The sequence below is a fragment of the Marinimicrobium hydrolyticum genome (genome assembly GCF_030848505.1).
GTDB lineage: Bacteria > Pseudomonadota > Gammaproteobacteria > Pseudomonadales > Cellvibrionaceae > JAVDDU01.
Genome location: NZ_JAVDDU010000006.1, coordinates 125,552 through 139,809, shown reverse-complemented (window position 1 = coordinate 139,809; position 14,258 = coordinate 125,552). Strand labels below are relative to the sequence as shown.

Below are 14,258 nucleotides of genomic sequence, written 5' to 3'. Positions count from 1 at the left end.
CTGGCCACGAATGCCATCGTAACCAATATGTCTCGTATTCGAAGAACTGTTAACGCGCCCGCCTCAGCCCAGCAGCTCAAGCGCTCGGGCTGGGCACAATGTCTTCCCTATCCTTCACCCCCATAAGAGCGCCTGCCGCCTCCGGCGTACCACTGACCCACTGCCCCACCTGGTGGGGCTCGACAAACAGTGGAAACCGGTCGTGTATGTCAGCGAACCGATCCGGGGCTGGCATCGTCAGGGTAACCAGATGCGTTGACTCCACCCCCAACAGTAGACCGGCCATGTACAGAGGACGGCCATCGACACGCGAGAACAAATATTTTTGCTTGCGAGTCGATTGGGTATCGATCCGCTTCCACTCATAAAAGCCCGTGCACGGGACCACGCATCGAGAATGGGTAAAGGCGGACTTGAACGTCCAGGCTGTGGCCACTCGCTCAACGGTAGCGTTGATTATGATGCGCTTGGCCCAATCGGGCTTGATGCCCCAGTGAGTATCCACCTGGGCAAGACCGCTCTCGCGCTGAGCAATCGTTCCCACGGCCTGTGTAGGGCGAAGGTCTTGGTTATCCGGTACCGCGAATTCCAATCCCAGCTCTTCACTGACCCAGCGGCACAAGGGGTCGTCGGTTACATTCAGTCGTCCACACACAACGCACCCCCATAATGATTGCGCGGGCCATTGGCCCGCTTGCGGTACTACTCGTAGCTAGGAAACCGCTCCAGCTTCATACCATCGCTATCGAACTCAATCATGCGGTAGCCAGAATCGTGGGCCCAGCGGATGATGCCCTTTAGCGTATCGCTATATCCGTCTCGGTAATTGGCGCTTCCGGCCCCGTTAGAATCGTCCTCGTACAGTTTGACAAAAAATCCTGTTTCACTCTCCATAATCATGTTCTGCCCGGCCGACCACTCAAGCACAGCGATATCGTCAAAGCTGAGGTGAGCCTTGCTGAGTGTGACGACTTGGTACACGTCTCTAGGCTGGCTTTGTGACTGTGTGTTTATGCTTTCACACAACGAATCGATCTCATCGACGGACAAGGCGCCAGGGTCAACGATATCCGCATAGGCGGACAGATCATGTCCCTGCTCTATGCTGCGCTGCCAGTGTCTCAGGGCTGCAAGAATAACGGGAATCGAATCATTTATTTGCATGGGGGTGTTCCTCTTTCTAGTCCCGGTTCCGCCGGGTCGGTGGCTGGTGCTCCAGCCTCTAAATCTGCTTGGGTGAAAGCTGGGGAGCGCGAGCTCCCCGGGTGAATCGCGTCCTAATCAGTCCCAGTCCGCAGACGGGTCAGCCTCACGCAGCAGCTCCGGCCACGGGGCGCCGGGCTCTGCCGGTCCAAAGCTTGCCAGGGCCCCACCCCACACAGTTTCCTGAACGTCGAAACCATGGCTTATAACACCCAGCTCTCTGGCAATCGCACTAGCCAGGTCCACTGCCGCGGATTCAACGGCGCTGGCCGCGTGTTCAACAAACTCGGAATCAAGCTGCTGGGCAATCTCCAACATCTGGGATACGTCTGCTTTACTGGTCATAATCTTCTCCTGATCGCGTCCCGGTTCCGCCGGGTCGGCATTGGCTTCTCTCCAGTATGCCTATTGTAGCACAACGCCACTCGTATAAACAACGTCGCGCCTCTTTCCGGGCACCTCACCCCCATGCACAGGGCAATCCTCCCAAGCATAAAAAAGGGGCCGAAGCCCCTGCTGAATCCCTTTTGCCGTTTAGGCCGCACGTTGCTCTGGTGCAAACTCCGGGAACGCCTGGCACGCAAGCTGCTGCACGGGCGCAGGCAGGTCATTCCAATGAACGCGCCGCCCCAGGTGGTGGCCAGGTACGGCCGCGCAATGACCGCTCATGCCTATTGGATCAACACCGCTGGCCACGGCCAGCCAAACACCGGGCTGGCGCTCCTTGTACTGTTTAGCCCAGCGTGGCGGAATCAGGGTGAAGCGGTCCTTCGTCTCCCCGCCGTTGTCGTACAGACGGAGCACAGTGCCGTACCGGTTTACAATGGAATCCGTAGTGCGCATAACTCAATCCTCTTCTTACTCCCGGTTCCGCCGGGTCGGTGGCTGACTACTCAGCCTATCGTGTTCGCTAATCCACCTTTACGAATAATTTGCTATCAACCCAGGATGCCTGGTGCGCGTGATCCAACGGATCGGTTGATACAGCAAGGCCCGCGTTGACCAGCGCTAGCAGAGCGGTGGCGTACTCACGGCGGGTGCCGTAACGAGACTCTGAGGCCAACCAAAATTTAGTACCACTGTTAGTACGGATGCTGTGGGTCTCCCGGGCGTCGAGTGCTTCCAGGAGCGCATCGGTGGTACGTGAAGTGATTTTGGGGGATTTGGCAAAAGTGTACATACTGTTTTCCTCGTTCTGCCCCGGTTCCGCCGGGTCGGTAGCAGCTGCTTATCCAATATGCCTATTGTAGCACAATGCCACTCTTATAAACAAGGGCGCACCTCTTTCCGGGCACCTCACCCCCAACGCCTCAAGCTATCCAAGCGTTCAGTTAATGAACGTCCTACCTCGGCGAGGAAAACAACTCCCTGGCAAACTCCCGGCGCTGGTGCTCATCAGTTGATGAATACAATCCCCAAACACCGACCACAAACAGGATCGCCACAATCGAGCGTACAGAGAAAAGCCCATCCATCAGGAACGCCTCAATTCAGTGATAAAGGGCTATCGTATCGAGAGCGATTGGCGGGCTCGACTGCGAAACGGCCCTTTTGGGGCGACTTCATCATCCAGCACAAAAAAAGGGGCCGAAGCCCCTATGGATAAAGCGCACATTGGATCGCTCATGTGTTTGCGTCCTCCTCCAGGCCCAGAGCTTCGATCAGTGCTACCCGCGCCTCGTTGAGCATCCTGGCCCAGCCCTGGAGAACCAGCTTCTCCTCGTTGCAGTCCCAAAAAACCGTAACAACACTTAGCTCCGTGGCTTTGACGTTGCTAATTTTGTCCCCGCTGGGGGTGTGGGCTGAGCTGATAGCGCCTGAGCGGTACCGGGTGATTCGGTAGCCCGCGATCTCCAACCAGTTATTCAAGTGGATTCGACGGCGAGAGCCGCGCTCCCAAGGCTCTCCGCCTAGATCGATTAACTTGGCTTCAATACTCATCATGCGTGTCTCTCTTGCGTATGCCAGCGCTCAAGCGCTGGCCAGGTCGTAGTGAATGCCACGGTATCCATAGATGCGCGTATGCTCGTGCGCATCCATTGAGCGGGCGGTGAAATCAATACATCCGGTACACAGGCCAAAACCGGTATCCAGATTGTGCCACTGGCGGCCACGGGTCGGCGCACCACAACAGGTGCATCGCTTACACTTTAGGACCGGTAGCGGCGTTCCCAGTGGTTGCCCCAGATCCTGGGTATCGCTGAGTATCACGCGCCCATTAGAGACGCAGAGCACAGCGGCCGTAGTATGATCGGTCATGTAGCGATTTGCAGCCCGGGTGCCCTCTTCGGTATCGGGGAACTCGGCCACAATTCTGAAAGCGCGGGCCATGTGGAAAAAATACGTGGGAATGGCGGTAGACATAATCGGATCGCTCTTGCTCTGCCCCGGTTCCGCCGGGTCGGTGGCTGTTTGTTCAGCCTATATGCCTATAGTAACATATCGCACAATTTAAAAGCAATTAAGGGGGACGCATTAAGATAATGTTGGTTCACCACGCGCCGCAGTCCATGTTGCACACTCCGTCAGAGCTGAAGGCAACATGCTGCTGCCTGGAGCTTATAGAAGAGCCCTGGCTAGGCGAGTCATCTCCAGCCATCAAGTGGAACTGCCCTTCTGCTTCATAGAAGAGCTTTGCGTCTCTTCCATAGCGACGTGTCGCTTCCTGGTCGAGTTCGTTGGCGATTTTCACCAGCTGGTTTAGCTTTCTCTGTACCGTCTTATCATCCATCCCAGCATCCTGTATGTATCCGCCTGTGAAAACAGAATTCCCTTTCTGTTTCATAGGTTAGCTCTACCAAAGTATTCGGTTTTGCCAAGGTAACTAGAACTGGCTCACTGGCAAGCGTCGCAATCAGGCTCATCTATGCTACAAGCCTTTGGCACCTCCTTGGGGGCTTTCACACCCCCAAGAATCTCGTCTTCCTTGGTTTCATCGGTTTTTGCATCGTCTTCGTAATCATCCCAACTTAACATAGCGGTCTCTCCTCGGTTTCATGGTAAAATCTTCTGCAACATATATTTCACTTCGGAAGTATCGCGGGATTATGTTGCTAACATAATTGTTGCAATGTGCGCTAAAGCTTATTTATAAAGGGATACGTGAGTTAAATATTCCATTTATACAAATATATGTTGCAAAAAATGTAGTTTGTATACCTCTTCCTGCCAATTCTGGTGGGCAATGCAACAACGATATACATGGCTCTCGGTCGGCGAAATGCAACGAAATTAGAGTTAATCTCGGATACCAACACATTGAAATGGCAGTGGCAGGCTAGGAGCAGCCCTCAGCTTTCGTTTTTGCTTCATCCATGGCCGACGCATTGTGGCCTTAGAAACGGTCATTGCGTCAGATCGGCTCAGTCATGTTTTTCCCGAGGGCGACCTTCTGTTCCGTTGGGCCATAGTACGTCTTTGTGCCACAGACCACCTCGTAATCAGGCGCCTAAGTTCCCGGCGTGCCCGGCAAGACGAATACTGACGGTATCAATTTAAGCGGCAAGCTCATGGCGAGCGAGCGTTGGGGCGCGTCGGTTTGAACCTGTTTATGGCGGCACGGCACACGTCGGCTACTAGCCTTACAGCATCATTAAACGTTGGCAGCGACGCTCAAATGACAACTAGGCTGACAGGGAGGGGGGCTTGTAAGTGGCGTTCCTGATAAAACGTTTTTCTACAGCCTCGGTTATGAGCAGCTTCAGTTAGCCCCTTCGTGTTCCTCGCAGGAATGTGTGGTTGATGCTAAGGAATGTTTGTGTAAAAATCTCTCTATTGGCTCGCGTGGAGGTTTTCTAATGGTAGGCAATGACAGCAAGGTAACTACCTTTTCAAGCATATCTTTAATTTTGCTAAAAGAACTGCGTTTAGAAAGGGGGATACATCAGGCGCAAGTGGCAGATATGTGCGACAAAACGCCGAGTGCTTGGACAAAAATTGAGACTGGTAAAAGTCCACTTTCGATGGAAATTTTTTTCAGAGTTTGCAATGGGATTCAGATAGCACCTTCGGCGGTATTAGCAGCAATGGAACGATATGCGACGCTTCTAAGCCAAAATGGCTGGGCAGTCATGTCCAAGCAACTCGATTTCAGTGAAGATTTGCTGCTCAAGGAAGCCCAAGAATACTATTCGTCCCCTGGCTTTCGGGCTCAAAACTCATTTCATAGATGGAATTTTAACTCGGTCTTGAATGGGCCTACTTATAACCAAGACGGAACAGTCACTCCGAATCCTGTTTTTTGGTTCGCGCTAGATCCCACGTTCAGGAATGAACAGTTGCGGAAAGTAGTGGATGGAGGGCGTAAAGAGACGCTGCCATAAACGGCGAGAGCTAGTGAGCGCCCGGCGACCAAAGGAGCGAATTCGTGGCCTTGATAGCAAAGTTATTGCAAGCGATTGGTGAGCTGAGGAAAAAGCTTATGCCAAAGCTACGTCGCTCTAAGAGCGAAATGAATGACGAAGGCTGATACATTTAAGGAATTGGCGAAAGTGCGATCAGGCGAGGCCACACCTACATTTCTATCTCAGCAATGCTTCAAAAACAATGATTCATTTGGCAAATTGAGGAAATTGATTTGGACGAGGTCCAGAATTACATGTTGCTCATCAAAGAGTTGGTCGTGGGGTTGGTGGCGGTCTTCGCCACATACATTGCGTGGAGGGGACTAGGAGCATGGAGGTCTCAGCTTTACGGAAGCTATCACCACGAAGTCGCGAGGAGGGTAGCCGTCGCTACGCTAGAGCTACGCGACGAAATTAAAGCTTTTAGAGCTTGGTTACTCGCCTATACGATGCTAATTCCGGCTAAGGATTTCTTTAACGAAATAAGAAACGACAACATTGCCAAACTGTTATTCGAAAGATGTCACGAATGGGTATATCGCATTGAGGAAAAGCGACTTAAACTCAATGAAGCAATGGCTGAGGCGGAAATTATATGGGGCGACAATTTGACCCCGGCAGTTTCGGAATTGAACTATCTACAAAATGAACTAAAAAGTGAAATTGAGTACGCAAAACTCGTGTCTGAAGATAAGATCTTGGGTGACGGGGGACGGATCCAAGGCTTCCTCCGGGAATCGCGAGCGATAAGAAGATTATCCGACGAGAATGATAATGACTTCTTCAACACAGAGCTCAACCTCGCCGTAAGTAAAATTAAAAGTGCCCTAAAGCCAAGCTTGATGCCCGTCAGTTAGTGACGTCCCCCAACCGTATTCATAGGTTCGGGCCAATCTAGCGATTTGAAAGTAATTAGTACTGTAACTTACGTTTTCGATAGGGGCTGACAAGAAAAACATAATTGACCTGTCTTAGGCCGGTTATTTAGCGTGCTTATATGCTGTAATGCTAGTTATATTTCCGGGAAGATTTATTTCTTCAAAAAGGGGGAGCAATGAATTTTCCGTTTGAGTAAGGTTTGTGAGAAATTCAGTTTTCACCCCTAGCTCACTTAATAGGCCACCAAACGTTTTACCGTAGGTTTCTAATAACAGAGCTAAGCTGGAGGGTAACAATTCGGGCAAGTCGAGTGAGACTTTATCGTCATGAAACTCCTCTTTAGTTTGGCCTGTCTTGCTAAAATGGATATTGGCCGTCCGATATTGTGATGGTGTGATTAAGCCATGCTGATTAAGTCTATAAACGATCGCTCTGGCGCTAATCCCCCATTTAACCTTCATCGAATAGATAGCGTTCCAGTCTATCCTTGTTTTGCTTCTACTCGTGTATTCACGGATTAGTGCGGCGCGAGGAAGCAGGAAATGACTAGCAAACTGGTCCGCCTGTGACTCCGTATCTCTGTCGCCTGTTTCGATGCCATTATGACCAATTATGTGTAGCATTTCGTGCCCAATATCCATTCTGATTCGAGCCGAACTCTTCGTTGTATTAAGAATTATGATAGGTCGCCCTCTGTTTAACGAGAGTGCGTCAATCTTTTCCGAAATGCTCCCGAATGTAGAAACAATGGCTCCTGCATTTTCCGCCACACGGATCATGTTTTTAATTGGTCCGTCGCCAAGCTTCCAATATTTCCTGGCTTCAACGCTCGCAAGCTCAGAGTCAGACAGCGTGGAAACTTCAATTTGAGGGAAGTTCACGGGCGGCAGCTCAAGGTATTCTTCCAGCCTCTCAACAAGCTTGTTCATTAGGGTAGCGCGGGCGGCGCTTTCCCTTCTTGATGAGACCAGAGTCGTCTTGAGTTTCCTAAAGTGACACTCCTCCTCTTTGACTTGGTTTCCTAATGAATAACAGAAAAAACGCGAATCGACGCCTAGCTCATATGCGAGCGCTTCCACCAACTCTCTTGTCGGCACCTTTTTATCGCTGGTTTCAAGCTGATGAATATACTGCCGAGTGTTGCCTACACGCTCGCCTAGTTCATTCAAAGAAATGCCCGACATAAGCCGGGCAATTCTTAAGTTGTCACCGTTAAATTTAACTTTATCCGTCATTCGTCGCGCTCTACTGAACCCGATACTTTGCCTTTTTTGATTTTTGGAAGAGATGGAGATGCGGGTGGAAGCTCTACCGCTTCGCTTTCGCTGTTGCTGATCGCTATCAAGTTATTGGATACATTGAAGATCGGCACTGTGCGAGATGCTATCACTTCGCCTGACTCACTCATTCCAAAAAATTCGATGTTAGTTGTAACGCCCTCCAGGTCAGTTTCTACCGCATATGCCCATACAAGCCTCTTAGGAACTGGTAGATCAAACAATGATGTTTGACGTAATTCCGGATACGATTGAGCCCGAGTAAAAATATTCTTCTTAGGCTTCTCCGCCATGCCTTTGTAAAAGCTGAACTCTACATCACCAATTTTTGAAATAAAGCGGAGTGATGAATCAACTACACTTAACCAAGGAATACTTTCTTCCTGCTGCAAAATTTCGCTGCAAACCCACGCATGAGCCCTACAGCCGATACTCCAACCATTGTCTCGGTCTTCAATTGCATCCAGATTTTCCGCTCTTACACGAGCTATGATCTGACCGATATGATCAATCCGGTCATTGGTGAGGCAGGCGTGTACCTCTGATGGGTTCTTGATCATGCGTCGCTATCCTGGGAGAGTGTGACAATTATTGTATCCGCTATAATCATGTTTTGTCAACCAAAAATAGATTTGTAAATCTTTTTTGGTCCTGTCAACCTTGCAGCCGCGTGTTAGCGTGGGGCGGGGCAATCGGACTGACCAGCATAGCCACTTCCCGTGCAGAGAAGCATCCGTAGCTTTGGCACTCGAAGGGGGCTGGGATGATTGTTAGCTACAGATAGCCAAAGTTTGTGCCAAACGCTAGCCCAGCCAGTGTCTCATAGCCAGTCAACGTCAATAGGTGAGCGCTGACATCTATTGGCCAACCATAGTGTCATGAGCACATGACATGATTGAGTCCAGTTGAAGCCCTAAATGGGCTCTAAGAACGTGGAAGTGAGGTAGTTAGGCAAAGTGCTTTAAGACTGAGGACCATCCAGGAAACTCATGAGATCCAAAAAGGATCAGTGTGCCCTCAAAGTGATCCTGCCCCTTGCCGGTTGCACAGTCATCAATCAAGTAGTCACCGCGATATAGGTCCTTATGAGGACTGATAATGAGCCGGTTAACAGCTGCAAACCCCAAATGCTCCTCTACCCAGATTCGTTTTTCGCTGTAGCAATGTGGATTCTTTTCAGATGGTGCGGTAAGAATGAATATTTCCAGGTCAGGTTGCGCACACAGCCACTTAAACGCTTCTATCGCGCCCTGCATCGGCCTTAGGCTTTGGTAAAGCCCTGGCTTGCTTTGCGGAAATGCCAAATCAGGATACTTGGACTGATGGGCTTTGAAGCCCGCGTCATAGTCGCATAGCACGTGATCCATATCGATGTAGACGATTTTCTTATCTTTGAAACGCATGAATATGCCCGCTAGAGTTCCAGGTTACGAATAAAGGTATGCTGCCCCGCCAGGGACTTTAACTTGTATAGTGTGGCCGGACGACCTGTTTCGGATCGCTTCTCGCCAGTATCGACCAGCAAATCCGCCTGCTCGATACGGCGACGGAAGGATTTTTTTTGGATTGGCTTTCCCAGCAGGACTTCATGCACATGTTGTAAATCGGAAAGCGTGAACCTTTCAGGAAGAGAGTAGGCTGGAATAATCGAGTAAAGAGCCTTCTGCTTTAGCCGCTCACGGCCAGCCTGGACAATGCTCGCATGGTCGAATGCCAAATCCAGTGAAGGCAGCTGTTCCAGGCTCACCCACTGAGTATCAGATACAGAGTCGATGTGTGTTTCGCACTCTTGACGTGCGATAAGTGCGGTATAACACACCGTTACAGACCAGCCCCTCTTGTCCCGTTGATTGTTTCCAATGGTGGACAGCTGTTCAATGTAAGGAGGTATTACACCGGTTTTTTCCTTGAGCTTACGAATTACCGTATCTTCCAGGCATGTATCGGCACCTAAATCGACAAACCCTCCGGGAAGCCCCCACTTCGCCTTGTCCGGGTGATTGGAGCGCTCAACCAGAAGCACCTTCAACTGACCTTCATGGTAGGTGAACAAGACCGCGTCCACGCTTAACAGGGGTGATTCAAAGCCCTTGGGGTCATATGTCCGCAGATACTCTTCTTCGTTCATGGGGGCCCCTTTAGTGTCGATTTGACACTTATTCTACACCGGCACCCTCGGACCGACAAACTATTTGTCTGAAAGACACAAAAGCGCTTAACATCTATAGTGACTATAGGATGCTATCGTATCAGTAAGTGACCAATAGACACTGTCGGAGGAGAAGCGGTATGTTTGGTTTCCGATACTACAAGGCGGATTCGGCGATCTACGTCATCTTGACATTGGGCGGGACGACTAGGAGTTCGGATTCACTCGCTGAAATCATTATTCCAGTAGCTCGGAGAGGAGCATTTTAGCTAACTCTTGCTCCCGATATTTCCCAAGTCTCATCACATCTACTAAGGCTAGGAGTCGATAGGCTCGCTTATTGGCTTTGGCGAGATTGACGGCACTGTTATGCAAGGGGGTGATTTGCTCTCCTCGGTCTAAGCCGCCAGCATTCGCCCAGACATAAGGAGTTTCTGGTAGAACCATGGGAGATTTCCCTGCGAGCGGTGGGGCTGACCATCCGGTTGCCACGCCACGGCCTACGCCTACCACCTCGGGGTAACTGTAATACTTGACACCATGGACAAGGAACTCGCGTAAACCTGTGTTGTTGGCCTTATTTGAATATGGACTGTTTCCAGTTCGCGTGGCGCTAACGATTAGACCGAGCTTCCGAAGCCGACAATACGATTGAGAAATGGCTCCTAGGGATAACCCGAGTCGGGCGGCGATTTCCCGGACAGAAAGAGCTGAATTACTGGGTGATCCTAGCACTGGTGCAGCGTCGGTCGTTGCCAGGTCAATGGCGACCACAATGTCTTGAGGTTTAAGCTCCATCAATAGCTCCAGATTGCAGCAATCTATCCACAGTACATGAATTGTGTGCGCGCTGGATCGTATTAGCAAGAAGTAACAGAGCGCTATTTCTCTGGAACATGCTCTCAATGGTTAAGACAAAAGCTAATTTTAGGTTGGCGCATCGCATCAATCGAAGTCGCGTTCGGCTATTCTGTTGGATGTTAAATACGGTTGAGTAGAACCAGATATGGATGTGAAAATACCATTTGCAGTACGCCGAGAAACCGGAGAGTTGGTGGAAGTGGGGGATGTGCCGAGAGGTCGGACATGTAGGTGTCTGTGTCCAAGCTGTAGCCAAAGCGTTGTGGCGCGGCACGGGGAGGTGAATGTTTGGCACTTCGCACACGATTCCAGTGCTGAAGATAAACCTCTGAAGGAATGCGATATCTCGTTTGATAGCTGTTGTCGGCAGTTCGCTATGAATATGATAATCGCCGGCGCTATTACTAAACTTCAGACACCAGGTTGGGTGCTTCATGACTGGGATGCGGGAGGTCATCCCATCTCGGCAACTGTGACCCGGGCCCGAGTCTTGGAGGGCGTTGTGTTTCACGCCGACAGGCACTTCGATTTAGCCAGTACAGTAGCTGGCAGAGAGCTCTACATCCATTTCGACTACCCGGGTAGGCGTGTCCCAGACCTCGCGGGGGTAGATTCAGGCGTCTTGAAGATAGATCTTGGGGTAATTAGGCTGCAATACTACTCGCTAAAGAGTGAGTCCGGATTATTACATCGCCTTATAAAAGAGCTTATCGAGAAGAGTACGGATTACAAAGAATGGCTCCAGCATCCCTCACAAGAGCGCGCAAGAACTGAGCTGCGCCAGAGAAGAACTAAGGGCGAAACAGTTTGCGAACCGCCACTATCTCAAGTTGGAGTTAAGCGCGGTGAACGACTCACTGAACCTGCGTCGCGGCCCATGAATGAGGCGTATCGATCAGAGGTAACGGGGGGCTTCACTTGCGTCATGTGCGGCGAAAGCTGGAGGGGGAAGAGTGGCAAAGACCGAGACTGCCCCACTTGCAATACTCACCTCTACGCAAAGTTCGAGCCGGATTAGAGCTAGCACGTCGCTGTAGAATGTTGTGGGTGGGACTAATACCGAAGCTCTATATGTCAACGGAAAGAGAGTGAGTGAATGTATCTAGTGAACTTAAAGGACATTACGCTATACACTCGGCCCTGCTCAGCTGCCACGTGGGATTGAACGTTAGCTGCGACGGCCTCTCGACAATATTACTTATGAAGAACCCATCGAATTCAACTTGTTAGCCTGGATTATTGGATTTTGCCAGTACTACGTGAGTAGATCAGATACCCAGTGAGTAGATCAGATACCCAGTCTATACTGCTTGCGCTTCTCCGGCAGACTTGTATGCAGGTCTACATCCTTAAAGGAGCACAGCCATGCCTGATGAAATCGGGTCTTATGAAGCCAAGACAAAGTTGCCAGAAATACTACGACGGGTCGAGGCTGGCGAGGCCTTCACCATTACCAACCGGGGAAAGCCCATCGCTGACGTGATACCCAGCCGCACCAGCGAGCGGCTGAAAGCCGAGGCGGCTATCGCAAATATCCTCAAAGCTAAAAGACACAAGCTCTCTGATGCTGAGCGTGACGAACTCAAGAATAGTGGCCGTAAATGACGGATTTTGTATTGGATAACTCCGTGGCTATGCGCTGGCACCTGGAAAGCGAAAAGGCTGCCGATCAGAGTTACGCGGAAGCGGTGTTAACTAGCTTAGTTGATGCAGATACGCTAGTGCCTAGTCTTTGGCTAGAGGCCACAAACCTCCTGGATGGCGCTGAAAGGCGTGGTGATACGACTACTGGCGAAGTAGAACGCTTCATAGCTCAGCTAGAGAATCTACCGATCCTGTAGATCGGCTAACGGCTAACCAGGCATTCAGCCGGATGCTGGCTCTATCTAGGGCCTACAAGCTCAGTAGCTATGACGCTGCCTACTTCGAGTTGGCCATTCGCAAAGGCATGCCGCTGGCAACACTGGACAAAAAACTACTGAACGCAGCAAAAAAGGCGGATGTTGCAATCTACCTGAAAGACAAATAAGAATCGCCTTAGCCAGAGGAATAATTGGAAAATGGTAAAGATCGTGCAACAGGGCGTTTCGATGAGCGAAAACGAAAACTTACCACCCTTTGTCGACCGCGAAGACTTGTACAAGGAGGTCTGGTTCGAACCCATGGTCAAAGTAAGCGCCCGGTATGGAGTTTCTTCCAGCTACCTGGCACGAGTTTGCCGAAATTTGATCATCCCTACGCCGCCTCCGGGGTATTGGGCTAAAGTGGCTGCCGGAAAAGCTGTACGTAAAGCTGCGCTGCCTGAGATTTCGCCTGACCAGTCCAGCCAATGGATCAGGGACCCGTCATATATTTCTCCAGAGACGAAACCTACTCACACATCTGATACTCTGCGTTTGACATACTCGCCGATGCTTCCTTTTGTGTCACGAACCCATCATATCCTCAATGGCGCGAAACCACTGTTCCTGGAAACACGCAAGAATTGGACGCCAGAAAGGGGGCTAAGGGAAGACAACGTTCTTCTGTGCCCTCGAAAACGCAACCTGCCGGATATCAGAGCAACAAGAAAGCACCTGAACTCAGCAATGTCATTTGCGAATGCGGTTTATTTATTGTTTGAAGCATGCGATCTGCGTGTATCACTTAATTCTACAAATGTTCATCTCCATCTAATTCACCTCGATAAGGCTGACGATTTCTACGATGATGGGTATCGCTCGATCTGGGCGCCGGGCAAGGAGACAGTAGTGCATATGAATGGCCTGGCTATCGGATTGTGCATATACGAAGCCTTCGAACAACGGAAAGTTGAGCTGGTTAACAATTACTACCAACCTGTGAAGCCCACATCTTCCAAGAGGCGTAAAATAGTCGGATCGTCAAGTTGGACTACCACAAAATCTTGGCCAACAGGTAGATTTAACCTGGCGATCTATTCCCCTTATTCTGAGACGAGTTGGCGAAAGATACTATCGTCCTTAGACATGGAGACTGACGACTCTCGCCGCCTGGTTATCGACGCGGTAAATACAGCGCTCGAAGAAATCCCGTTGCTAGTCCGAGAGCGTGACGAGATGAGGGTAAAGCGGGATCGGGAATGGAGGGAGATGCAGCGTAAATGGGAGGAAGAGAGGATTAGAGCTGCCCGTGAAAGTGCTAAGAAAGAGGCTAAAGAGGAGATTGAAGCTGCATTCGAACAATGGTACTCAGTGAAGGCGAGGGTTGAATTTTTAGACGAATGCGAAGTTGAAATCGGTAGATTACCCCATGGTGCAGACCGCGACCATCTTTCTGAGAAGCTGGGCGCTATCCGGAAGCTCTACAAAGCGCGCTCTCTGCTGGACACTGTTAGAAAGTGGGAGACTCCTGAGGAACGCTTTAAATCGAAATAGAGTAAAGTAAGACGGCGAAGCTTATAAGGCGGTAGATGCGTCTGCCGACTGAAAGCTGGTGGCAGTGCGGTGAAGTTAGGGCTTACGGTTCAAAATAGTTCAGCAAGGCCTGAAATTCCGATGCACAACCGCGGTGATAACCGATTTTCCT

Annotated in this window: 21 protein-coding genes; 7 read left to right on the top strand and 14 right to left on the bottom strand. The window is 50.5% G+C overall.

The features are described from left to right. Nucleotides 1-76: 76 nt before the first annotated feature. The 9 genes from RBH33_RS12405 to RBH33_RS12365 form a co-directional block, all read right to left on the bottom strand. Nucleotides 77-655 carry an SOS response-associated peptidase gene (locus tag RBH33_RS12405; protein ID WP_306732520.1) on the bottom strand — a complete coding sequence of 193 codons (579 nt, stop codon included), beginning with the start codon at nt 653-655 and terminating at the stop codon, nt 77-79. A gap of 47 nt (nt 656-702) precedes the next feature. Continuing rightward, nucleotides 703-1,164, bottom strand: a complete 462-nt coding sequence (locus tag RBH33_RS12400; protein WP_306732519.1) for a DUF5983 family protein — start codon at nt 1,162-1,164, stop codon at nt 703-705. A 117-nt stretch (nt 1,165-1,281) separates the two neighbouring features. After that, a complete protein-coding gene (locus RBH33_RS12395) occupies nt 1,282-1,548 on the bottom strand; it encodes a hypothetical protein (RefSeq protein WP_306732518.1) in 267 nt (88 codons plus the stop codon). Nucleotides 1,549-1,737: 189 nt separating this feature from the next. Beyond that, nucleotides 1,738-2,046 carry a hypothetical protein gene (locus tag RBH33_RS12390; protein ID WP_306732517.1) on the bottom strand — a complete coding sequence of 103 codons (309 nt, stop codon included), beginning with the start codon at nt 2,044-2,046 and terminating at the stop codon, nt 1,738-1,740. Nucleotides 2,047-2,113: 67 nt separating this feature from the next. Next, a complete protein-coding gene (locus RBH33_RS12385) occupies nt 2,114-2,383 on the bottom strand; it encodes a hypothetical protein (protein ID WP_306732516.1) in 270 nt (89 codons plus the stop codon). 443 nt (nt 2,384-2,826) lie between these two features. Continuing rightward, nucleotides 2,827-3,147 (bottom strand): hypothetical protein, encoded by a 321-nt coding sequence (locus tag RBH33_RS12380; protein WP_306732515.1) that lies wholly within the window; start codon nt 3,145-3,147, stop codon nt 2,827-2,829. A 27-nt stretch (nt 3,148-3,174) separates the two neighbouring features. Further along, nucleotides 3,175-3,567 (bottom strand): hypothetical protein, encoded by a 393-nt coding sequence (locus tag RBH33_RS12375; protein WP_306732514.1) that lies wholly within the window; start codon nt 3,565-3,567, stop codon nt 3,175-3,177. Nucleotides 3,568-3,694: 127 nt separating this feature from the next. After that, nucleotides 3,695-3,988, bottom strand: a complete 294-nt coding sequence (locus RBH33_RS12370; RefSeq protein ID WP_306732513.1) for a hypothetical protein — start codon at nt 3,986-3,988, stop codon at nt 3,695-3,697. A 50-nt stretch (nt 3,989-4,038) separates the two neighbouring features. After that, a complete protein-coding gene (locus tag RBH33_RS12365) occupies nt 4,039-4,179 on the bottom strand; it encodes a hypothetical protein (protein WP_306732512.1) in 141 nt (46 codons plus the stop codon). Nucleotides 4,180-5,000: 821 nt separating this feature from the next. Here RBH33_RS12365 and RBH33_RS12360 point away from each other — a divergent pair. Together RBH33_RS12360 and RBH33_RS12355 are read left to right on the top strand one after the other, a co-directional pair. Further along, nucleotides 5,001-5,525 (top strand): helix-turn-helix domain-containing protein, encoded by a 525-nt coding sequence (locus tag RBH33_RS12360; RefSeq protein ID WP_306732511.1) that lies wholly within the window; start codon nt 5,001-5,003, stop codon nt 5,523-5,525. A 254-nt stretch (nt 5,526-5,779) separates the two neighbouring features. Beyond that, on the top strand, nt 5,780-6,403 hold the full coding sequence (locus tag RBH33_RS12355) for a hypothetical protein (protein ID WP_306732510.1): 624 nt from the start codon (nt 5,780-5,782) through the stop codon (nt 6,401-6,403). A 123-nt stretch (nt 6,404-6,526) separates the two neighbouring features. Here the strand turns inward: RBH33_RS12355 and RBH33_RS12350 are convergent, their stop codons facing one another. The 5 genes from RBH33_RS12350 to RBH33_RS12330 all read right to left on the bottom strand — a co-directional run bounded on the left by RBH33_RS12350 (nt 6,527) and on the right by RBH33_RS12330 (nt 10,298). Then, a complete protein-coding gene (locus tag RBH33_RS12350) occupies nt 6,527-7,660 on the bottom strand; it encodes a helix-turn-helix domain-containing protein (protein WP_306732509.1) in 1,134 nt (377 codons plus the stop codon). Next, the gene (locus RBH33_RS12345) at nt 7,657-8,262 is read right to left on the bottom strand and encodes a hypothetical protein (protein WP_306732508.1); all 606 of its coding nucleotides are present in this window, start codon (nt 8,260-8,262) and stop codon (nt 7,657-7,659) included. The genes RBH33_RS12350 and RBH33_RS12345 overlap by 4 nt, the downstream gene beginning before the upstream one ends. Nucleotides 8,263-8,649: 387 nt before the next feature. Beyond that, the gene (locus RBH33_RS12340; protein WP_306732507.1) at nt 8,650-9,105 is read right to left on the bottom strand and encodes a 5' nucleotidase, NT5C type; all 456 of its coding nucleotides are present in this window, start codon (nt 9,103-9,105) and stop codon (nt 8,650-8,652) included. Nucleotides 9,106-9,116: 11 nt separating this feature from the next. After that, entirely contained in the window at nt 9,117-9,830 is a 714-nt protein-coding gene (locus RBH33_RS12335) for an NUDIX hydrolase (RefSeq protein ID WP_306732506.1), read from the bottom strand. Between the two features lie 258 nt (nt 9,831-10,088). Next, a complete protein-coding gene (locus RBH33_RS12330; RefSeq protein ID WP_306732505.1) occupies nt 10,089-10,298 on the bottom strand; it encodes a hypothetical protein in 210 nt (69 codons plus the stop codon). A 559-nt stretch (nt 10,299-10,857) separates the two neighbouring features. On the opposite strand from RBH33_RS12330, the gene RBH33_RS17795 reads away from it, so the two are divergent. The 5 genes from RBH33_RS17795 to RBH33_RS12310 all read left to right on the top strand — a co-directional run bounded on the left by RBH33_RS17795 (nt 10,858) and on the right by RBH33_RS12310 (nt 14,107). Continuing rightward, nucleotides 10,858-11,730, top strand: a complete 873-nt coding sequence (locus tag RBH33_RS17795; protein WP_473752980.1) for a competence protein CoiA family protein — start codon at nt 10,858-10,860, stop codon at nt 11,728-11,730. A gap of 347 nt (nt 11,731-12,077) precedes the next feature. Next, nucleotides 12,078-12,317: a type II toxin-antitoxin system Phd/YefM family antitoxin gene (locus RBH33_RS12325; protein ID WP_306732504.1), complete on the top strand. Its 240-nt coding sequence runs from the start codon at nt 12,078-12,080 to the stop codon at nt 12,315-12,317. Next, nucleotides 12,314-12,553 (top strand): type II toxin-antitoxin system VapC family toxin, encoded by a 240-nt coding sequence (locus RBH33_RS12320; RefSeq protein ID WP_306732503.1) that lies wholly within the window; start codon nt 12,314-12,316, stop codon nt 12,551-12,553. Before RBH33_RS12325 ends, RBH33_RS12320 begins: the two co-directional genes overlap by 4 nt. 32 nt (nt 12,554-12,585) lie before the next feature. Continuing rightward, the gene (locus tag RBH33_RS12315) at nt 12,586-12,741 is read left to right on the top strand and encodes a type II toxin-antitoxin system VapC family toxin (protein WP_306732502.1); all 156 of its coding nucleotides are present in this window, start codon (nt 12,586-12,588) and stop codon (nt 12,739-12,741) included. Nucleotides 12,742-12,772: 31 nt separating this feature from the next. After that, nucleotides 12,773-14,107, top strand: coding sequence for a hypothetical protein (locus RBH33_RS12310; protein ID WP_306732501.1), 1,335 nt, complete (start codon nt 12,773-12,775; stop codon nt 14,105-14,107). Nucleotides 14,108-14,258 lie beyond the last annotated feature (151 nt).